Origin of the sequence: Rhizobium acaciae (assembly GCF_025941625.1) — a bacterium.
Classification (GTDB): domain Bacteria; phylum Pseudomonadota; class Alphaproteobacteria; order Rhizobiales; family Rhizobiaceae; genus Rhizobium; species Rhizobium acaciae.
In genome coordinates, this window is record NZ_JAPCZO010000011.1 from 234245 (window position 1) to 250963 (window position 16719).

The 16719-nt window shown below is 61.0% G+C and carries 15 protein-coding genes; 10 read left to right on the forward strand and 5 right to left on the reverse strand.

Going from position 1 to position 16719, the window contains the following annotated elements; translation table 11 throughout:
* Positions 1-102: 102 nt before the first annotated feature.
* From hemB to OLZ32_RS19245, 6 genes are all read left to right on the forward strand, one after another.
* Positions 103-1116 (forward strand): porphobilinogen synthase, encoded by a 1014-nt coding sequence (hemB, locus tag OLZ32_RS19220; RefSeq protein WP_062940718.1) that lies wholly within the window; start codon positions 103-105, stop codon positions 1114-1116.
* A 101-nt stretch (positions 1117-1217) separates the two neighbouring features.
* Entirely contained in the window at positions 1218-1676 is a 459-nt protein-coding gene (locus OLZ32_RS19225) for an RDD family protein (RefSeq protein WP_003547150.1), read from the forward strand.
* Positions 1677-1882: 206 nt separating this feature from the next.
* Positions 1883-2659: an arginyltransferase gene (locus OLZ32_RS19230; protein ID WP_003547148.1), complete on the forward strand. Its 777-nt coding sequence runs from the start codon at positions 1883-1885 to the stop codon at positions 2657-2659.
* The gene (locus OLZ32_RS19235; RefSeq protein ID WP_264422074.1) at positions 2660-3547 is read left to right on the forward strand and encodes a DMT family transporter; all 888 of its coding nucleotides are present in this window, start codon (positions 2660-2662) and stop codon (positions 3545-3547) included. It begins immediately after the preceding gene.
* A gap of 57 nt (positions 3548-3604) precedes the next feature.
* Positions 3605-3826 (forward strand): AbrB/MazE/SpoVT family DNA-binding domain-containing protein, encoded by a 222-nt coding sequence (locus OLZ32_RS19240; RefSeq protein WP_018070513.1) that lies wholly within the window; start codon positions 3605-3607, stop codon positions 3824-3826.
* Positions 3823-4221: a type II toxin-antitoxin system death-on-curing family toxin gene (locus OLZ32_RS19245; protein WP_264422078.1), complete on the forward strand. Its 399-nt coding sequence runs from the start codon at positions 3823-3825 to the stop codon at positions 4219-4221. The genes OLZ32_RS19240 and OLZ32_RS19245 overlap by 4 nt, the downstream gene beginning before the upstream one ends.
* On the opposite strand, the gene OLZ32_RS19250 is transcribed toward OLZ32_RS19245, so the two are convergent.
* Complete coding sequence (locus OLZ32_RS19250; RefSeq protein WP_017990959.1) at positions 4205-4663, reverse strand: SRPBCC family protein; 459 nt, start codon at positions 4661-4663, stop codon at positions 4205-4207. The genes OLZ32_RS19245 and OLZ32_RS19250 overlap by 17 nt on opposite strands.
* Positions 4664-4918: 255 nt before the next feature.
* A complete protein-coding gene (gene parC, locus OLZ32_RS19255; RefSeq protein WP_003547138.1) occupies positions 4919-7174 on the reverse strand; it encodes a DNA topoisomerase IV subunit A in 2256 nt (751 codons plus the stop codon).
* 234 nt (positions 7175-7408) lie between these two features.
* On the opposite strand from parC, the gene OLZ32_RS19260 reads away from it, so the two are divergent.
* Positions 7409-8596 carry a YdgA family protein gene (locus OLZ32_RS19260; RefSeq protein WP_264422081.1) on the forward strand — a complete coding sequence of 396 codons (1188 nt, stop codon included), beginning with the start codon at positions 7409-7411 and terminating at the stop codon, positions 8594-8596.
* A 105-nt stretch (positions 8597-8701) separates the two neighbouring features.
* Here the strand turns inward: OLZ32_RS19260 and OLZ32_RS19265 are convergent, their stop codons facing one another.
* A complete protein-coding gene (locus tag OLZ32_RS19265) occupies positions 8702-9343 on the reverse strand; it encodes a TetR/AcrR family transcriptional regulator (protein ID WP_264422084.1) in 642 nt (213 codons plus the stop codon).
* 66 nt (positions 9344-9409) lie between these two features.
* On the opposite strand from OLZ32_RS19265, the gene OLZ32_RS19270 reads away from it, so the two are divergent.
* Complete coding sequence (locus OLZ32_RS19270; RefSeq protein ID WP_264422085.1) at positions 9410-10576, forward strand: serine hydrolase domain-containing protein; 1167 nt, start codon at positions 9410-9412, stop codon at positions 10574-10576.
* A 63-nt stretch (positions 10577-10639) separates the two neighbouring features.
* Here OLZ32_RS19270 and aspS read toward each other — a convergent pair whose 3' ends face one another.
* Positions 10640-12430 carry an aspartate--tRNA ligase gene (aspS, locus tag OLZ32_RS19275; RefSeq protein ID WP_026160180.1) on the reverse strand — a complete coding sequence of 597 codons (1791 nt, stop codon included), beginning with the start codon at positions 12428-12430 and terminating at the stop codon, positions 10640-10642.
* A 254-nt stretch (positions 12431-12684) separates the two neighbouring features.
* On the opposite strand from aspS, the gene OLZ32_RS19280 reads away from it, so the two are divergent.
* Both OLZ32_RS19280 and rnd read left to right on the forward strand, forming a co-directional pair.
* Positions 12685-14076, forward strand: a complete 1392-nt coding sequence (locus OLZ32_RS19280; protein ID WP_264422086.1) for a multicopper oxidase family protein — start codon at positions 12685-12687, stop codon at positions 14074-14076.
* A 152-nt stretch (positions 14077-14228) separates the two neighbouring features.
* A complete protein-coding gene (gene rnd / locus OLZ32_RS19285) occupies positions 14229-15374 on the forward strand; it encodes a ribonuclease D (protein ID WP_222406319.1) in 1146 nt (381 codons plus the stop codon).
* 72 nt (positions 15375-15446) lie between these two features.
* On the opposite strand, the gene OLZ32_RS19290 is transcribed toward rnd, so the two are convergent.
* On the reverse strand, positions 15447-16719 hold a 1273-nt coding region (locus tag OLZ32_RS19290; protein WP_319641119.1), incomplete at its 5' end, for a hypothetical protein.

Consider the following 16719-nt stretch of genomic DNA (forward strand, 5'->3'; position numbering starts at 1 on the left):
GCGCCAGAGGTTCTTCCGCCGCGGCCAATCGTCCGGTTTGGATTTTCCAGGCGCCATGATAATGAGCGCTCCGATAAATGGAATGGGCCAGGGATAGATATCATGCAGGACAGGACGCATCTCGTCGACGACATCACCGGCCATCGCCGCATGCGGCGCAACCGCAAGGCGGATTGGACCCGCCGGCTGGTGCAGGAGAACCGGCTGACGGTCGATGACCTGATCTGGCCGATCTTCATCGTGCCGGGTTCCGGTATCGTCGATCCGATCCCGGCCATGCCCGGCGTCAACCGCATGAGCATCGACAAGGCCGTGGAAGCCGCACGCGAAGCCGCCGGCCTCGGTATTCCCGCACTCGCCACCTTTCCGAATATCGAGATGGAGCTGCGCGACGAGACCGGCTCGAACAGCCTCGAAGCCAACAACCTGATCAATCAGGCGACGGCGGCGATCAAGAAGGCGGTGCCTAATATCGGCATCATTACCGATGTCGCGCTCGATCCCTTCACCAGCCACGGCCATGACGGCATTCTCAGAGGCGGCGAGATCGTCAATGACGAGACGGTCGACCAGGTGGCGCGCGCCGCCGTGATGCAGGCAGATGCCGGCGCCGACATCATCGCGCCGTCGGAAATGATGGACGGACGCATCGGCGCGATCCGCATGGCGCTCGATGCAGCCGGCCACCAGAGCGTCGGCATCATGAGCTATGCGACGAAATTCGCCTCGGCCTTCTACGGCCCCTATCGCGAGGCGATCTCGACGGGCGGGCTGCTGAAAGGTGACAAGAAGACCTATTATATCGACCCCGCCAATGGCACCGAGGCGATCCGCGACGCGGCCCTCGACGTCGAGGAAGGCGCCGACATGCTGATGGTCAAGCCCGGCCTGCCCTATCTCGATATCTGCTGGCGGATGAAGGAGGCCTTTGGCCTGCCGACCTTCGCCTACCAGGTGTCCGGCGAATATACGCAGATCAAGGCGGCGGCGATGAATGGCTGGATCGACGGCGAGCGGGCGATGCTCGAAACGCTGCTGTCGTTCAAGCGGGCGGGATGCGACGGCGTCCTCACCTATTTCGCGGTCGAAGTGGCGAAAATTCTCGCAAAGCGGTGATTGGGCCGAACCGGCCGAAAATCATCCGAATCTAGAGCAAATATTGCATTTTGCCCTGCCGATACCATATCAGCGGCATCGTTTTTCCGCAGGAGATTGAGATGAGCTACAACCCCAATCCGCTTTATGCCGCACCGGAGGACTGGCGCGCCTATAGCGGCGTGTTGAGCCGCCGGGTCTTCGCCTTCATCCTCGACTACGTCATCGTGGCGCTGCTCTGCATTCCCGCGGCGATCGTACTGTTCTTCCTGTCGATCGTCACGCTGGGGCTCGGCTTCTTTCTCTACCCTGCCCTCTTCGTCATCGTCGCCGGCATTTACTTCGGCCTGACTGTGGGTGGACCGAGCCAGGCCTCGCTCGGCATGCGCGCCATGGGGATCGCAATCGTGCGCGTCGATGGGCGGCCGATGGATTTCATGACGGCGATCGTGCATCTGGCGCTGTTCTGGATCCTCAACTCGGTGCTGACGCCGCTCATCCTGCTTGCCGGCCTGTTTATCGAACGCAGCCGTCTCGTTCACGACCTGCTGGTGGGTACGGCGACGGTGCGCACGGCCTGAGACTTTGGCTGAAACCCTAACAGCAATCCCGGGGCGGAGACGAAATAAAGTCTCCGCCTTCTCTTTGCCGACGGGCGCCGGTGCTCCATATCTAAAATTAGAAGACTGATATGAAGGGCGAAAAGCGCCCCGCTGTTGACGTTTTTTATTCTTAGGTCATGCTGTCAGGAAACGGCACGGTCTCGACAAGGAAATTTCCGCGACAAATGAATACGCAGACGACGCCATCCCCGCAGTTTTATCTGACGGCTCCGGCTGCGTGTCCGTACTTGCCGCATGAGATGGAGCGCAAGGTTTTCACCCATCTGGTCGGCCCGCGCGCCGCCGAGATGAACGACATCCTGACGCAGGGCGGTTTCCGCCGCTCGCAGAACATCGCCTATCGCCCGGCCTGCGAGTCCTGTCGCGCCTGCGTTTCCGTCAGAATTCTCGCCCAGGAATTCGAGCCGACGAAATCGATGAAGCGGGTGCTTGCTGCCAATTCCGACGTCATCGCCACCGAATTCGCCGCCCAGCCTTCCAGCGAGCAATATTCGCTCTTCCGACGCTATCTCGATTTTCGCCACCAGCAGGGCGGCATGTCCGACATGACCGTACTCGACTATGCAATCATGGTGGAAGACACGCATGTGAATACGAGAATCATCGAATACCGCCGGCGTGAGGAAGGTTCAGGACTGGAGCAGCGTCCGAAGGGCGAGCTGCTTGCCGCCGCCCTCACCGATACGATGAGCGACGGGCTGTCGATGGTCTATTCCTATTTCAATCCGGCACTCGAGCAGCGTTCGCTCGGCACCTTCATGATTCTCGATCATGTCAGGCGCACGAAAGCGCTGGGACTGCCGCATGTCTACCTCGGCTACTGGGTTCAAGGGTCGCGGAAAATGGACTACAAGACGCGCTTCCAGCCGCAGGAGCATCTGACCCCGCGCGGCTGGGAACGTTTCGATCCCTCATCCATGCCCGAGAGCACCCACGACTGAATGTTCCCCACCGCTCTTTCCGACCATCGGAAGGGCCTGCTGCTGACGGCGATCGGCGGGTTGGCGCTTTCCGTGGATATCCCGCTGATGCGGCTCGCCGACGGCGAGCTGTGGTCGATCCTGGCCGCGAGAAGCATCGCGACCCTTGGCGTGACGCTGCTGGTGGCAACGGCTCTCAGGATCGCCAAGGGGCGATGGCCAGTGCTGGTGCCGGGCTGGCCGGGCCTCGTCACCGGTCTGCTCTACGGCCTGACGACGGTGGTCTTCCTTCTCGCCGTTTTCAACACGTCGACGGCCAATGTCGTTTTCATCGTCGCCTTCAATCCGATGTTCGCCGCCCTGCTTTCCTGGATTTTTCTCAAGGAGCGGCCGGCGCCGGCAACGCTGATCGCCATGGCGGCGATGATCTTCGGCGTCGGCCTGATCGTGCGGGACGGGCTTTCGGGCGGCCATCTCTTCGGCGATGCCATGGCCCTTCTCACCGCCTTCATCATTGCAGCCGCCATCACCATCAGCCGTGCCTCACGCCGGGAGATGGGCTTCGTCTCGCTGCTTTCGACGGTGCTGCCGGCGGCGATCGGACTGACCTCGGTCATGCCGGCAGGCGGTTTTTCGATCGAGCATCCGGCCTGGATCCTCTTCAACGGCGCGGTGATGATGCCGCTTGCCTTCTGGTGCCTGGCAACCGGGCCGCGTTACCTCTCCGCGCCGGAGGTCGGCATGTTCTACCTGCTCGAAACCGTGCTCGCGCCGATCTGGGTGTGGCTGATCTTTGCCGAAACGCCGGCAAGCATGACACTTGTCGGCGGCGGCATCCTGGTGGCGGCGATCGCAGCCCATTCCGTCTGGATAGTGCGGAGGAAAAGCATCGTTCAAATGGCAGTCTAGGACGTTGTCGCCTGCTCCGCCCCATGTTATAACTCCGTTACCACAGAGGGTAAAAAGATGAACGTCACAATCCGCAAGATCGGAAATTCCGAAGGTGTAATCATCCCTAAAGAGGTGCTGCAGCGGTTGGGCCTGAGCAGCGGCGACAGCCTCGAACTGCGAGAGATCGAGGGTAATATTCAGCTCGTACCGGAATCGGCCGATCTTGCCGAGCAAATGCGGGCAGCCCGCATCGGAATGGAAAAATATCGGGTGGCACTCCGCGAACTCGCGAAATGATACGGCTTAAGTGGCTAAGCCGCCAAGCAATTGAAAATATGCACGATGAGCAAATTGCCGAGCATGGCGGTCTGGCTGGCCTGCGGGATGCCAATGCATTGGAAACCAGCTTAGCACGCCCGCTTAACAAGGCTGCATACGGCGAGACAGACATCTTCGTACTCGCCGCAGCCTATCTCTATGCCATTGTCAGAAACCACCCATTCGTGGATGGAAACAAGCGTACCGGCTATCTCGCGGCGTTTACCTTTCTCTATATCAACCGCTACGTCATCAATGCCGACAACGCGCAGGTCATTGCATTTGTACTAGAGGTAGCCGCCGGCGAGATCGACGAGGAAGGTGCGACCCGCTTCCTTCGAGATTTCAGCATACCGCTCAGCCCGTCGCCTTGAACTGCTGCTGCTCCAGTTCCCTGCCAAGCCCCTCGACCACATGCGCCCAGCCTTGCCGGGTCTTTTCCTCGTGTGCGGCCCATTCGGCGCACATTTCATGGGTCAGCGTCAGACGGCTGCCGCCGCCGAGAGGCTCGATGTTGATTTCGACACGGTCGCAATTGTGGTCGTGTTCCTCGACGGAGAAGCTGAAGACCATGCGCTGCGGGCGCTTCAATTCCAGGAAAACGCCTTGGTGAAAGGCGTCGCCGGTCGGGCGGCGGTCGACGACGAAGAAACGGCCGCCGACACGCGGATCGATGTCGGCACGGATGACATGACCGTCATCGGTCGCAAACAGGAAGCGGCGGGCGATTTCGGGGTTGAGCCAGGCGTCGTAGACAACGGCGGGCGGCACCCCATAGGTGTGACTGACATGCAGTTTGATGGTGCTGGCGGGCATCGATTTTCCTCCGGTAACGGCGCGCACACTCCTCCCGTGCGCGGCCTGCGGCCATTCCGTCCGCCACCGGAGCCGGCCTGCTCATATTTTTGCTAACAGGATTGAGATAGAGGAATTGTCGCGCCCGCCAAGAGTCAGGCGCGGAATTTACTGGATCATTCCCTCAAGCGGAATCGATTGAAGGATAAATATCCAGCATTCAAAGCATTAAAGCGTCCTTTGCGCGTCTGAAAAGACGCGCAACGCTGTCGTGTCCTAGCCGGCGAATTTGCCGCTGCGCGGGAAGCCCTTCGGCACGGTGCGACCGGCGGTGGCGCGATCGGCCAGCCACTCGGCGAGTTCGTCCCTGTTCTTCGTGAAGGTGCGGCCGGCGCTGTCTTCCCAGACGAGGCCGTCTGATATCGCGAAGCAGCGGACGTCGGAAATGCCGCCATCCTTGTAACGCTGCAGACGCACGCCCTTGCCGCGCGACATTTCCGGCACCTGCGCCAGCGGGAAGACCAGCAGCTTGCGGTTTTCGCCGACAACGGCGACATGGTCGCCGCTGACGGGCACGAGCAGCTGGGTTTCCTCGGGCAGCCCGACATTCATGATCTGCTTGCCCTTGCGGGTATTGGCGACCAGCTCGGCTTCGGGAACAACGAAGCCGTTGCCGGCGGTCGAAACGATCAGCTGCTTGCGCGAGGGATCATGGACGAAAGCGGTCAGCACCGCCTGGTCGTTATCCATGTCGACGATGATGCGCAGCGGCTCCCCGTGGCCGCGGCCGCCCGGGAGCTTGTCGCCGCCGAGCGTGAAGGCCTTGCCGCCTGTCGTGACGATCAGGATCTTGTCCGTGGTCTGCGCCGGGAAGGCGATCTTCAAGCCGTCGCCTTCCTTGAAGGTCAGCGCCGCCGTATCGGCGATATGGCCCTTCAACGCGCGGATCCAACCCTTTTCGGAAATGACGACGGTGATCGGTTCCTTCTCGATCATCGCCTGCTGGATTGCTTCCTCGTCGGTCTCGGGCGCGTCGGCAAACTGGGTGCGGCGGCGGCCGACCTCGGTCGCCTTGGCGAATTTCTTCTTCACTTCGCCGATTTCCCAGGCGACCGTCTGCCACTGCTTGTCGTCGGAGGAAAGCAACGCCTCGATCTCGCCCTTCTCCTTGGTCAGTTCGTCGAATTCCTTGCGGATCTCGAACTCTTCCAGCTTGCGCAAGGCGCGCAACCGCATATTGAGGATCGCTTCGACCTGATTGTCGGTGAGATCCCAGCGAGCCATCATCACCGGCTTCGGCTCGTCCTCCTCGCGGATGATGCGGATGACCTCATCGATGTTGAGGTAGGCGACCAGCAGGCCGCTGAGGATTTCAAGGCGTCTGTCGATCGCCGCCAGACGGAAGCGCGAACGGCGCTGCAGAACTTCACGGCGGTGGTCCAGCCACTCCTTCAATACCTCGTTCAGCGCCATGACCCGCGGGATGCGGCCCATGGAGAGCACGTTCATGTTGAGCGGGAAGCGGCTTTCGAGCTCCGTCAGCTTGAACATCGATTCCATCAGGATCGTCGGGTCGACGCTGCGGGTCTTCGGCACCAGCACGACACGAATGTCTTCGGCCGATTCGTCGCGGATATCTTCCAGCAGCGGCAGCTTACGGGCGATCAGCAGCTCGGCGATTTTCTCGATCAGCCGCGATTTCTGCACCTGGAAGGGAATTTCGGTGATGACGATCTGGTAACCGCCGCGGCCGAGATCTTCCGTCTGCCATTTCGCCCGCACGCGGAAACCGCCTCGGCCGGTACGGTAGCTCTCGATGATGCTTTCGCGGTTGTCGATGATGATGCCGCCCGTGGGGAAATCCGGGCCGGGAATGAATTCGACGAGCTTTTCGACGGTCGCATCGGGATGCTTGATCAGATGCAGGGCGGCGTCGCAAAGCTCGTGGGCATTGTGCGACGGGATCGAGGTCGCCATGCCGACGGCGATGCCGGAGGAGCCGTTGGCGAGCAGGTTCGGGAAGGCGCCGGGGAGGACGACCGGCTCGGAATTCGATTCGTCATAAGTGTCGCGGAAATCGACGGCATCCTGATCGATGCCTTCGAGCAGCAGTTCGGAGACCGCCGTCATCTTCGATTCGGTGTAACGCATGGCGGCGGGGCTATCGCCGTCGATATTGCCGAAATTGCCCTGGCCGTTGACCAGCGTGTAGCGCTGCGAGAAATCCTGGGCGAGACGGGCAAGCGCGTCGTAAATCGATTGGTCGCCGTGCGGATGGTAGTTACCCATCACCTCGCCGACGATCTTGGCGCATTTTCTGAAGGCCGAGTTCGGCCTCAGCCCCATCTCGTTCATCGCATATACGATGCGGCGATGGACAGGCTTCAGCCCGTCGCGCACGTCAGGCAGGGCGCGGTGCATGATGGTCGACAACGCATAGGCAAGGTAACGCTGCTCGAGCGCCGCCTTGAGGTCGACCGGTTGGATGTGATCGTCGTCTCCGCCTGAAGGCGGCAAAATCTCTTGTCCCATAGGTTCTGACTAGCCCAGAAGAGGCCGGCGGGCAAGGAATCGGGGCCATTGCAGCTGTGGATGAAGTCTGGGGTCGACATCAAAGGATGAGACAAACGCTCCGCCGCAATTTGGACTTCGTTTGCCGTTCCTCTCAACAAAAATTTAGAGGTCGGCAAATATAAAGCAGGCCCAATCCGTAGTAGCGTCACTGCAGATTTCCAACCGCCACCACGCCACCAGAGGAATCACCCCATGAACTTTTACCGGACAACGCGGCTGATGCTATCGAGCGCAGCCTTTTTATCGCTTGCCGGCTCGGCTTTCGCTCTCGACGGTGCCGATCTGCTGAAGAAGCTCAATGCCGCCTATGCCGCACAAGGCGGAACGATTTCGGCTGACGGCGTCGATATCGACGGCACGACCGCGACGCTGAAGAATGTCAGCGTCAAATCTGCCGGCAGCGAAAGCCTGGCCGTTGGCGAAGTCACCCTTTCCGGCGTCGAAGAAGACGAGGATGGCGGCTATTACATCGAAGAGGCCGCCTTCCCCGATATCAACACCACGAAAGACGGCGTCACGGTCACGGCGCAGGAGCTGACGCTCGGCGGCATCTCGATCCCGGCAACGCCGGGCGGCGACACGCTCGATACCATGATGCTGTACGAAACCGCCCATACCGGCCCCCTGAAGGTGGTCAAGGATGGGGCGGAATTGTTCTCGGTGCTCGAAAGCGACGTTAACCTGACGCTGCGCGAAGACGAATCCGGCTTCGATTTCGATGGCGCCTTCAAAAGCATGAAGGCCGATCTCAGCAAGGCTGAGGATCCGCAGAGCAAGGACGCGATCGAGAAGCTGGCCCTGCAGCACATCCAGGGCGACATCACCATGAAGGGCGCCTGGGAACTCGCCCCCGGCACGATCGACATTTCGGAATTCGCCTTCGACTTCACCAACATCGGCAAGCTGAACCTTGGCTTCAAGATCTCGGGCTACACGATGGCCTTCGTGAAGTCGCTGCAGGATGCGATGAAGCAATCCGAAGCCAACCCGAACAAGGAAGAATCGCAGCAGGCGCTCGGTCTTGCCATGCTCGGCCTGATGCAGCAGCTGTCCTTCGAGGCCGCGCAGGTGCGCTTCGAAGATGCCTCGATCACCAAGCGCGCGCTCGATTATGCCGGCGCGCAGCAGAACATATCCGGCAAGCAGATGGCGGATTCGCTGAAGGCGATGACGCCGATCATGCTGGCACAGCTCAATATTCCGGAACTGCAGAACGCCGTTTCGGCTGCCGTCAACACCTTCCTCGACGATCCGAAGAGCCTGACCGTCAAGGCCGCTCCTGAAAAGCCGGTTCCGTTCCCGACGATCGTGGGCGCCGCCATGGGCGCTCCGAACACGCTGCCGCAGGTGCTTGGCGTCAAGGTTACCGCCAACGATTGATCGCTTCGATCTCGCGACGAAAAGGCCCGGCAGTAGTGAACTGCCCCCCAAAGGTTGACGTCCAACTTTCGGGGGCAGTTCACGGACTGCCGGGCCTTTTCGTTTTCAGGCGCGATGACGGGCGACCTCGACGATGGCGAGGACTGCGATATCAAGCAATTCCTCCATCGATGCGCCGTCCCTCGCCTGCACCGACATGCCCTGGATGATGGCACCGAGGAACCGTGCCAGCGCGCGGGGGTTCGTCTCTGGCTTCATGTCGCCCTCGCGGATGCCACGCTCGATCCTCGCGGTGAAAGCGTCCAACGACCGACGGCGCATCGCTGCAACATGGTCGGCGATCACGGCGTTCTCGCTGGCGCAGTTCAGCACAGCCGTCGAGATCATGCAGCCTTTCGGATGCTCCGGCGCCGAGAAAATTGCCGCCGAGCCCCGCAATATGCGCTCGAAGGCAGAGACGGTGTCGATCGGCTCGCCGAGCGCGGAAAACGTGTCGGAGCCCAGCCCTCGGTATTGCTCCAGCGCGGCGCGATAGAGATCGGCCTTCGAGTTGAAGGCGGCATAGAGGCTTTGCGGCGTGATGCCCATGGCGGCGGTGAGATCGGCGATCGAGGCGCCCTCATATCCATGCGCCCAGAAGGTTTCGCGGGCAGCCGAGAGGACGGTCTCGCGGTCGAAGGCCGGCGGACGGCCGCGGCGGCGGGCGGTAGAATTTTCCACGTCTCGGCTATTTTTCACAATGATCACTCTAGAAATTCGAAACGACCTTCTATATTCAGGAACGGTCATTGTGATTATAGAAGGTTTAATCTGATGAGTCTTCCCCTCGAAATGGCAGACGCCGACAGGAATTCATCGCTTGCCGCAGCGGTCGATGCAGCAATCACAAGCGCGCTCGACGACAAGCGGCTTGTGGGAGCGGTGGTGCTTATCGCCCACGACGGAGAGCTCATCCATCGCCGTGCCGCCGGCCTCGCCGACCGCGAAAACGGCCTGCCGATGCGCGAGGACATCATCTTCAGGCTTGCCTCCATCACCAAGCCGATCGTCACCATCGCTGCGATGCGACTCGTCGAGCAGGGAAGAATCGGGCTCGACGACCCGGTGACGAGGTGGCTGCCGGACTTCCGACCGAGGCTGCCTGACGGCAGCGAAGCGATCATTCGCATCCGCCACCTGCTGACCCATACGTCCGGCCTCAGCTACAGCTTCTTCGAAGGGGACGATGCCTATACCCGCGCCGGCGTTTCCGACGGCCTCGACGAACCGGGACTGCCGCTGGCCGAGAACCTGCGGCGGATCGCCAGCGCGCCACTGCGCTTCGCGCCGGGCAGCGACTGGCAATATTCCGTCGCCATGGATGTTCTGGGCGGCGTCATCGAGGCGGAAACCGGCGTGCCGCTGGGCGAGGCCATCGCTGATCTGGTGACGAAACCGCTTGGCCTTGCCGATACCGCGTTTTCGGTTCGCGACCGCAGCCGGCTGGCAGCGGCCTATATGGACGCTTCACCGGAACCGGCGCTGATGGGCGAGACTGCGCTGGTGATGTCGCTGATGGGTCCCATCCGCTTCGCGCCGAACCGCATCTTCGACCCCGGCTCCTATCATTCCGGCGGCGCCGGCATGGCGGGAACGGCGGGTGATATCCTGGCCATACTCGACACCATCCGTAGGGGTGGCGCACCGCTGCTCGCGACCGAAACCGTAGGGATGATGATGACGGACCAGGCAGACGGCCAGCGCCAGCAGCATGAACCCGGCTCCGGCTTTGGCTTCGGCTGGTCAGTCATCACCAATCCGGCCGAGGCAGGCGTCCCCTTCCCCAAGGGTACGCTGAAGTGGGGCGGCGTCTACGGCCATAGCTGGTTCATCGATCCGGTCAACGGGTTGACCGTCGTTGCGCTGACCAACACGACGCTGGAGGGCATGTGGGGCAAGTTCACGGTCGATCTTCGCGAAGCAATCTACGCGGCATTGTGAGCGACCGAACCAACAGAAAAGCCCGGCGATTTGCCGGGCTTTTGCATTTGGGATCAGACGATCTCAGTCTTTCTTGACCGGCGGGATCGGCCGGATCGAGAGTTCGCGCAACTGTGTCGGCGCTGCCGGGCTCGGCGCGCCCATCAGCAGGTCCTGGGCCTGCTGGTTCATCGGGAACAGCGAGATTTCGCGCAGGTTCTTCGCGCCGACGAGCAGCATGACGATACGGTCGATGCCGAAGGCGGCGCCACCATGCGGCGGCGCGCCGTACTGGAAGGCGCGGTAGAGGCCGCCGAAACGATCCTCGACATCCTGCTGGCTGAGGCCCACCTTCTCGAAGGCGGCGACCATGGTTTCCGGCGACTGGTTACGGATCGAGCCCGAGGCGATTTCGAAACCGTTGCAGACGGCGTCATACTGGAACGCCTTGATGGTCAGCGGATCCTGGTTCTGAAGCGCATCGAGGCCGCCCTGCGGCATCGAGAACGGGTTGTGCGCGAAATCGACCTTCTTTTCTTCCTCGCTCCATTCGAAGAACGGGAAGTCGACGATCCAGCAGAGTTCGAAACGGTCGCGATCGACAAGGTTCAGCTCTTCGCCTGCCTTGGTGCGGGCTTCACCGGCAAACTTGTAGAACTTCGCCGGATCGCCGGCAACGAAGAAACAGGCGTCACCGTCATCGAGGCCGAGCTGGCTACGGATCGCGTCGGTGCGCTCCTCGCCGATGTTCTTTGCAAGCGGGCCGGCACCCTCGAGCTTGTCACCTTCCTTGCGCCAGAAGATGTAGCCGAGGCCAGGCTGACCGGTCGACTGCGCCCAGGCATTCATGCGGTCGCAGAACGCTCTGGAACCGCCGGTCTTGGCCGGGATCGCCCAGATCTCGACCTTCGGGTTGGAGGCGATCATGCCCGCGAAAACCTTGAAGCCCGAGCCGGCAAAATGCTCGGTCACGGCCTGCATGACGATCGGGTTGCGCAGATCGGGCTTGTCGGAGCCATATTTGCGGATCGCCTCGTCATAGGGGATGCGCGGCCATTCCTTGGTGACCGGCTTGCCTTCGGCGAATTCCTCGAAGATCGAGGTCATCAGCGGGCCCATCGTGTTCCAGACGTCTTCCTGGGTGACGAAGCTCATTTCGAGGTCGAGCTGGTAGAATTCGCCCGGCAGCCGGTCGGCACGCGGATCTTCGTCGCGGAAGCACGGCGCGATCTGGAAGTAGCGGTCGAAGCCGGCAACCATCAGCAGCTGCTTGTACTGCTGCGGCGCCTGCGGCAGCGCATAGAAAGTGCCGGGATGAATGCGCGACGGCACGAGGAAGTCGCGCGCGCCTTCCGGCGAGGAGGCCGTCAGGATCGGCGTCGTGTACTCCGTAAAGCCGACATTGCCCATTTCGCGGCGCATGGCCGAGATGACCTGGGTGCGCTTGACGATGTTCCGGTGCAGCGTTTCGCGGCGAAGATCGAGGAAGCGATACTTCAGGCGGACGTCTTCGGGATAGTCCGGCTCGCCGAAGACCGGCAGCGGCAATTCCTTGGCGGCGGAGAGGACTTCGATCTCCTGTGCGTAGAGCTCGATTTCGCCTGTTGCCATGGTCTTGTTGACGGTGTCTTCGGTGCGGGCCTTGACGAGGCCGTCGATACGGATGACCCACTCGCCGCGCACGGTTTCCGCCATCTGGAAGGCCGGGCTGTCGGGATCGGCAACGACCTGGGTGATGCCGTAGTGGTCGCGAAGATCGATGAAGAGAACGCCGCCATGGTCGCGAACGCGGTGAACCCAGCCGGAGATACGGACGGTCGAGCCGACATCCGACTTGCGGAGGGCGGCGCATGTGTGGCTGCGATAGCGATGCATGATCTCAAATCCTGGCATGTGGCTTAAGACGGCAGCAAGGGTTCCAAGACCCTCAAGCGCCGACAAGAAAATCGGGCGGAAAAGCGCATGGACGCTCCGATTTGTCAAGGCTTGGCGCGCGCGGCCCGGCGTTTGACACGCGTTTATGGCGAGGCTGCGACCGGTATGCTGCGGCAGTTTGGCTATGCTTCCTGTATTGATGAAGATGCCGGTCAACTTTAAAAGGATCGGCATTCTCACTGTGGAGCATCCGCATGCCTCTCCTTAGCCGACGCAACCTTCTCAAGGCATCCGCTGTTGCGGGTGCCTATGGCGTCGGCATCGGCATTGCCGGTAAATTCGGGTTTGCCGAGGCGGCTCCCGAGCCGCAGCTGCTGACGGCTGTGAAGACCGAGGCCATGCTGACCGAGGCGGGACCGACCAGGGATATCATGAGCTGGGGCCATGACGGCATGCCGCCGATTCTCAGGATGAGGAAGGGGCGACCCTATGCGGCGCGGCTGAAAAACGGGCTCGACGAGCCGACGACGATCCACTGGCACGGGCTTCGCATCGACAACCGCATGGACGGCGTGCCGTTCATGACGCAGCCCTACGTCTATACCGGCGACAGCTTCGACTATGCCTTCACGCCGCCCGATGCCGGCACCTTCTGGTATCATCCGCATTGCAACACGCTGACGCAGATGGGGCATGGGATGACCGGCGTCATCGTCGTCGAAGATCCGGCCGATCCGGAATTCGATGCCGAGGTGGTGCTGAACCTGCGCGACTGGCGGCTCGGCGGCAACGGACAATTCATCGCCCCCTTCCGGCCGCGCGACGCTGCCAAGACCGGCACCTACGGCACGGTGCGCACCGCCAACTGGCACCAAGAGCCGCGATACGACGCGCCGGCCGGCGGGCTGGTGCGGCTGCGAATTGCCGTGACCGATGTGACGCGGATCTTATCGCTGAAGATGGAAGGCGCCGAGGCCACCGTCATCGCGATCGACGGCAATCCGGTGCCGAAGCGTTTTTCCCTCGACCTCCTGCAGATCGGACCGGGTCAACGGCTCGATCTTGCCGTGCGCATGCCGGATGGCGAAGGCGCGGTCGCGACGCTCGAGGATATCCGCGGCACGGCGCCGAAGACGATCGCCAGCCTGCGCGCGGTTGGATCATCGTTGAAGCGCGATATCGGCGATCTCGGGCCGCTTGTCGACAATCCCGTCCCGAAGGCCGATCTAACGACTGCGGAGCAGATCCCGCTGGTGCTGAGCGCCACGGCCGAGAATGCTAGCGTCGAAAGCATCTGCGGCACGCTCGGCTACAGTTTCTGGGCCATCAACAAGGTGCCGTGGCCGGGCGACACGCCCGATCCGACGGCGCCGCTTGCGGAATTGAAGCTCGGCAAGAGCTATGTCTTCAATCTGGAGAATACCACGCCGCATTCGCATCCGATCCATCTGCACGGGATGAGCTTCACGGTGATCTCCTCCTCGACGCGGGAGGTGATGCCGCTGGTCTCCGATACCTATCTCATTCAGCCGGACGAGAAAGTGCAGCTTGCCTTCGTCGCCGACAATCCCGGCGACTGGCTGCTGCATTGCCATATCATCGAACACCAGAAGACGGGGATGACGAGCTATCTCAGGGTCAGCTGAGACTGCCTGCACTTTCACCGCGATTGCCGCCGTGCCTAAGTTTGGACGTGATTCTTAGCCAGCAATGCTCGAAGCGTATGCTGTTGTATTGACATATCGAACCGAAAGGAGAAGGAAGGTTTAACCGACCTTTTCCTTGCGAATGAAATGATATGATCGAAACCACCGCCGATTTGGCGGCCGCCTGCAAAGAGCTGGCCAAGTCCGACTTCATTACCATCGACACCGAATTCCTGCGCGAAACGACCTTCTGGCCGGAGCTCTGCCTGATCCAGATGGCAAGCCCGACGACGGAAGTTCTCGTCGATCCGCTGGCCAAGGGCATAGATCTCGCCCCCTTCTTCGAGCTGATGGCCGATACGAAGGTGCTGAAGGTCTTTCATGCGGCGCGCCAGGACATCGAAATCATCTTCAATCGCGGCAATCTCATTCCGCATCCGATCTTCGACACGCAGGTCGCCGCCATGGTCTGCGGCTTCGGCGACAGCGTCTCCTATGACCAGTTGGTCAGCCGCATCAAAAACGTCCATATCGACAAGTCGTCGCGCTTCACCGACTGGAGCCGCCGGCCGCTGTCGGACAAGCAGCTGGATTATGCGCTGGCTGACGTCACCCACCTGCGCGACGTCTACCTGTCGCTGAAGGCGGAACTCGATCGCGAAGGCCGCAGCTCCTGGCTCTCCGAGGAAATGGACATTCTCGAGTCGCGCGAAACCTACGACATGCATCCAGACGATGCCTGGCAGCGGCTGAAGATGCGCCTGCGCAAGCCGCAGGAGCTGGCGATCCTGAAATATGTCGCCGCCTGGCGCGAACGCGAGGCGCGGGCCCGCAACGTGCCGCGTTCGCGGGTGCTGAAGGATGATGCGATCTACGAGATCGCCCAGCAGCAGCCCAAGGACACCGAGGCGCTCGGCCGTCTGCGCACCGTTCCGAAGGGTTGGGAGCGCTCGACTTCCGGCGCGGCGGTCATCGAGGCCGTCAACACGGCGCTTGCTCTACCGAAGGCCGATATGCCGCATGTACCACGCCAGGCGCAGGCGCCCGAAGGGGCCGCTGCTGCCGTCGAATTGCTGAAGGTGCTGCTGAAGCTGATTTCGGAAAAACACGGCGTGGCGCCGAAGGTGATCGCCAATAGCGAAGATCTCGACAAGATCGCCGCCGAGGGCGAGAAGGCCGAAGTCGCTGCCCTGCACGGCTGGCGGCGCGATCTTTTCGGCGAGCCGGCACTGCAACTGATCCAGGGCGCGATCGCTCTGCGCTTCGTCGACCGGAAGGTCGAAACCGTCAGCCTCTGAGGCGGCTGCATATCAAAGCTTAGCCGTTCACGGCTAAGCCATTGCCTTGTTTTAGGCTACTACCTTATCTCTCTAGTATTGGGGCCTGATAAATCCCCAGGCAGCAGGCTCGAGGTAATCACGAGGTGGTTGCATTTCATCCATGCTCACAGGCCGGCGCGTTAACGCCACTATTTTGAATATCTCGCCGTCACCCCAGCCGGACCAGTGTTCATCAATCAGCGGTATACCGTCCGAAGTCAGACATTGCATCAGACCTGCATCAGCGGAATCTGGTGTCCGGTTATACCATGCGCAGTCTTCGCCGAGCAGCCGATCCTGTTTTCTCATGTCGACGATCCCAGACACCATGTCGAATCTCTTGGAGAACGGCCCGCGATTCGACGAGGAGCGGATAGCTTCGAACCTGCGCTCACCCTTGGATGCGGAATATTGGAGCCCTTGGTCTTCGAGTTCGTTCCAGACGGTGATCAGGATTGATCCATCCTCGCCGTCACGCTGTCGGAGCCACCAGGGATAATGACGCAACAGCCTCTCTTCGGATCTGTGGCTGACCAGCTTCGCCTCAAAGTCTCCAGCATTTGGAGTGTAATCGTCATAGCTTGGCAATGGTTTGAGCCAGGTACCGGCTTCAAAAAGCTGCATAGGTGGTCGTACCGCCGCCCCCGGCACAGGCCCGCGCTGCAGTTCAACCAACCGCGTCTCGGACATCACCTCTCGACTGGAGAAAAGTACTTTCGTCGCGACCTCTACGTCGCCGGTCAGGCAAGTTAACCAAACAGGCCCGGACCCGTCCTTATTCATTTTCCGAACAATCTCCCGCCAACGACACTGCTCACCGCCGATGGCCTCGACATCATCGGTTTCCTTGACCTCCATGATGCGGTTATAGTCCTGAGACGGTTCGACCTGCCTGACCTCGATTGACGAGATCTCACCATTCTTCCTGGTTGCCGTCAGAACAACGTTCTTGAAGAAGTGTCCGTAATAAATGTTCGTTTCTTCGCGTCTGTCCTCTTCAACATGCGTCCAGCCGTTGTGATGTTGGACGACCCGTTGGCGGCCCCCTTTGTCATTATAGGTGTCACGCACGATCATCTTTGCGGAATAATCGGGCACATCAGGACTGGCGAAAAACGGAAACCCATTCGCATGTGCGGAGCCAGCCGCGATCGTGATCACTGAGAAAACAATCAATCTGTACATGATACTCCTGTGCAGGAAGGCGCCCACAACTATTGATAGCAATACGGCGGAGGCCTGAGATTGACAAGGTGTTGCCGAGGCAATCACGTGGCCCAACAAAGTCGGCGAATTGGCTTCGGAACAAGCGCCGCCGCCTCTA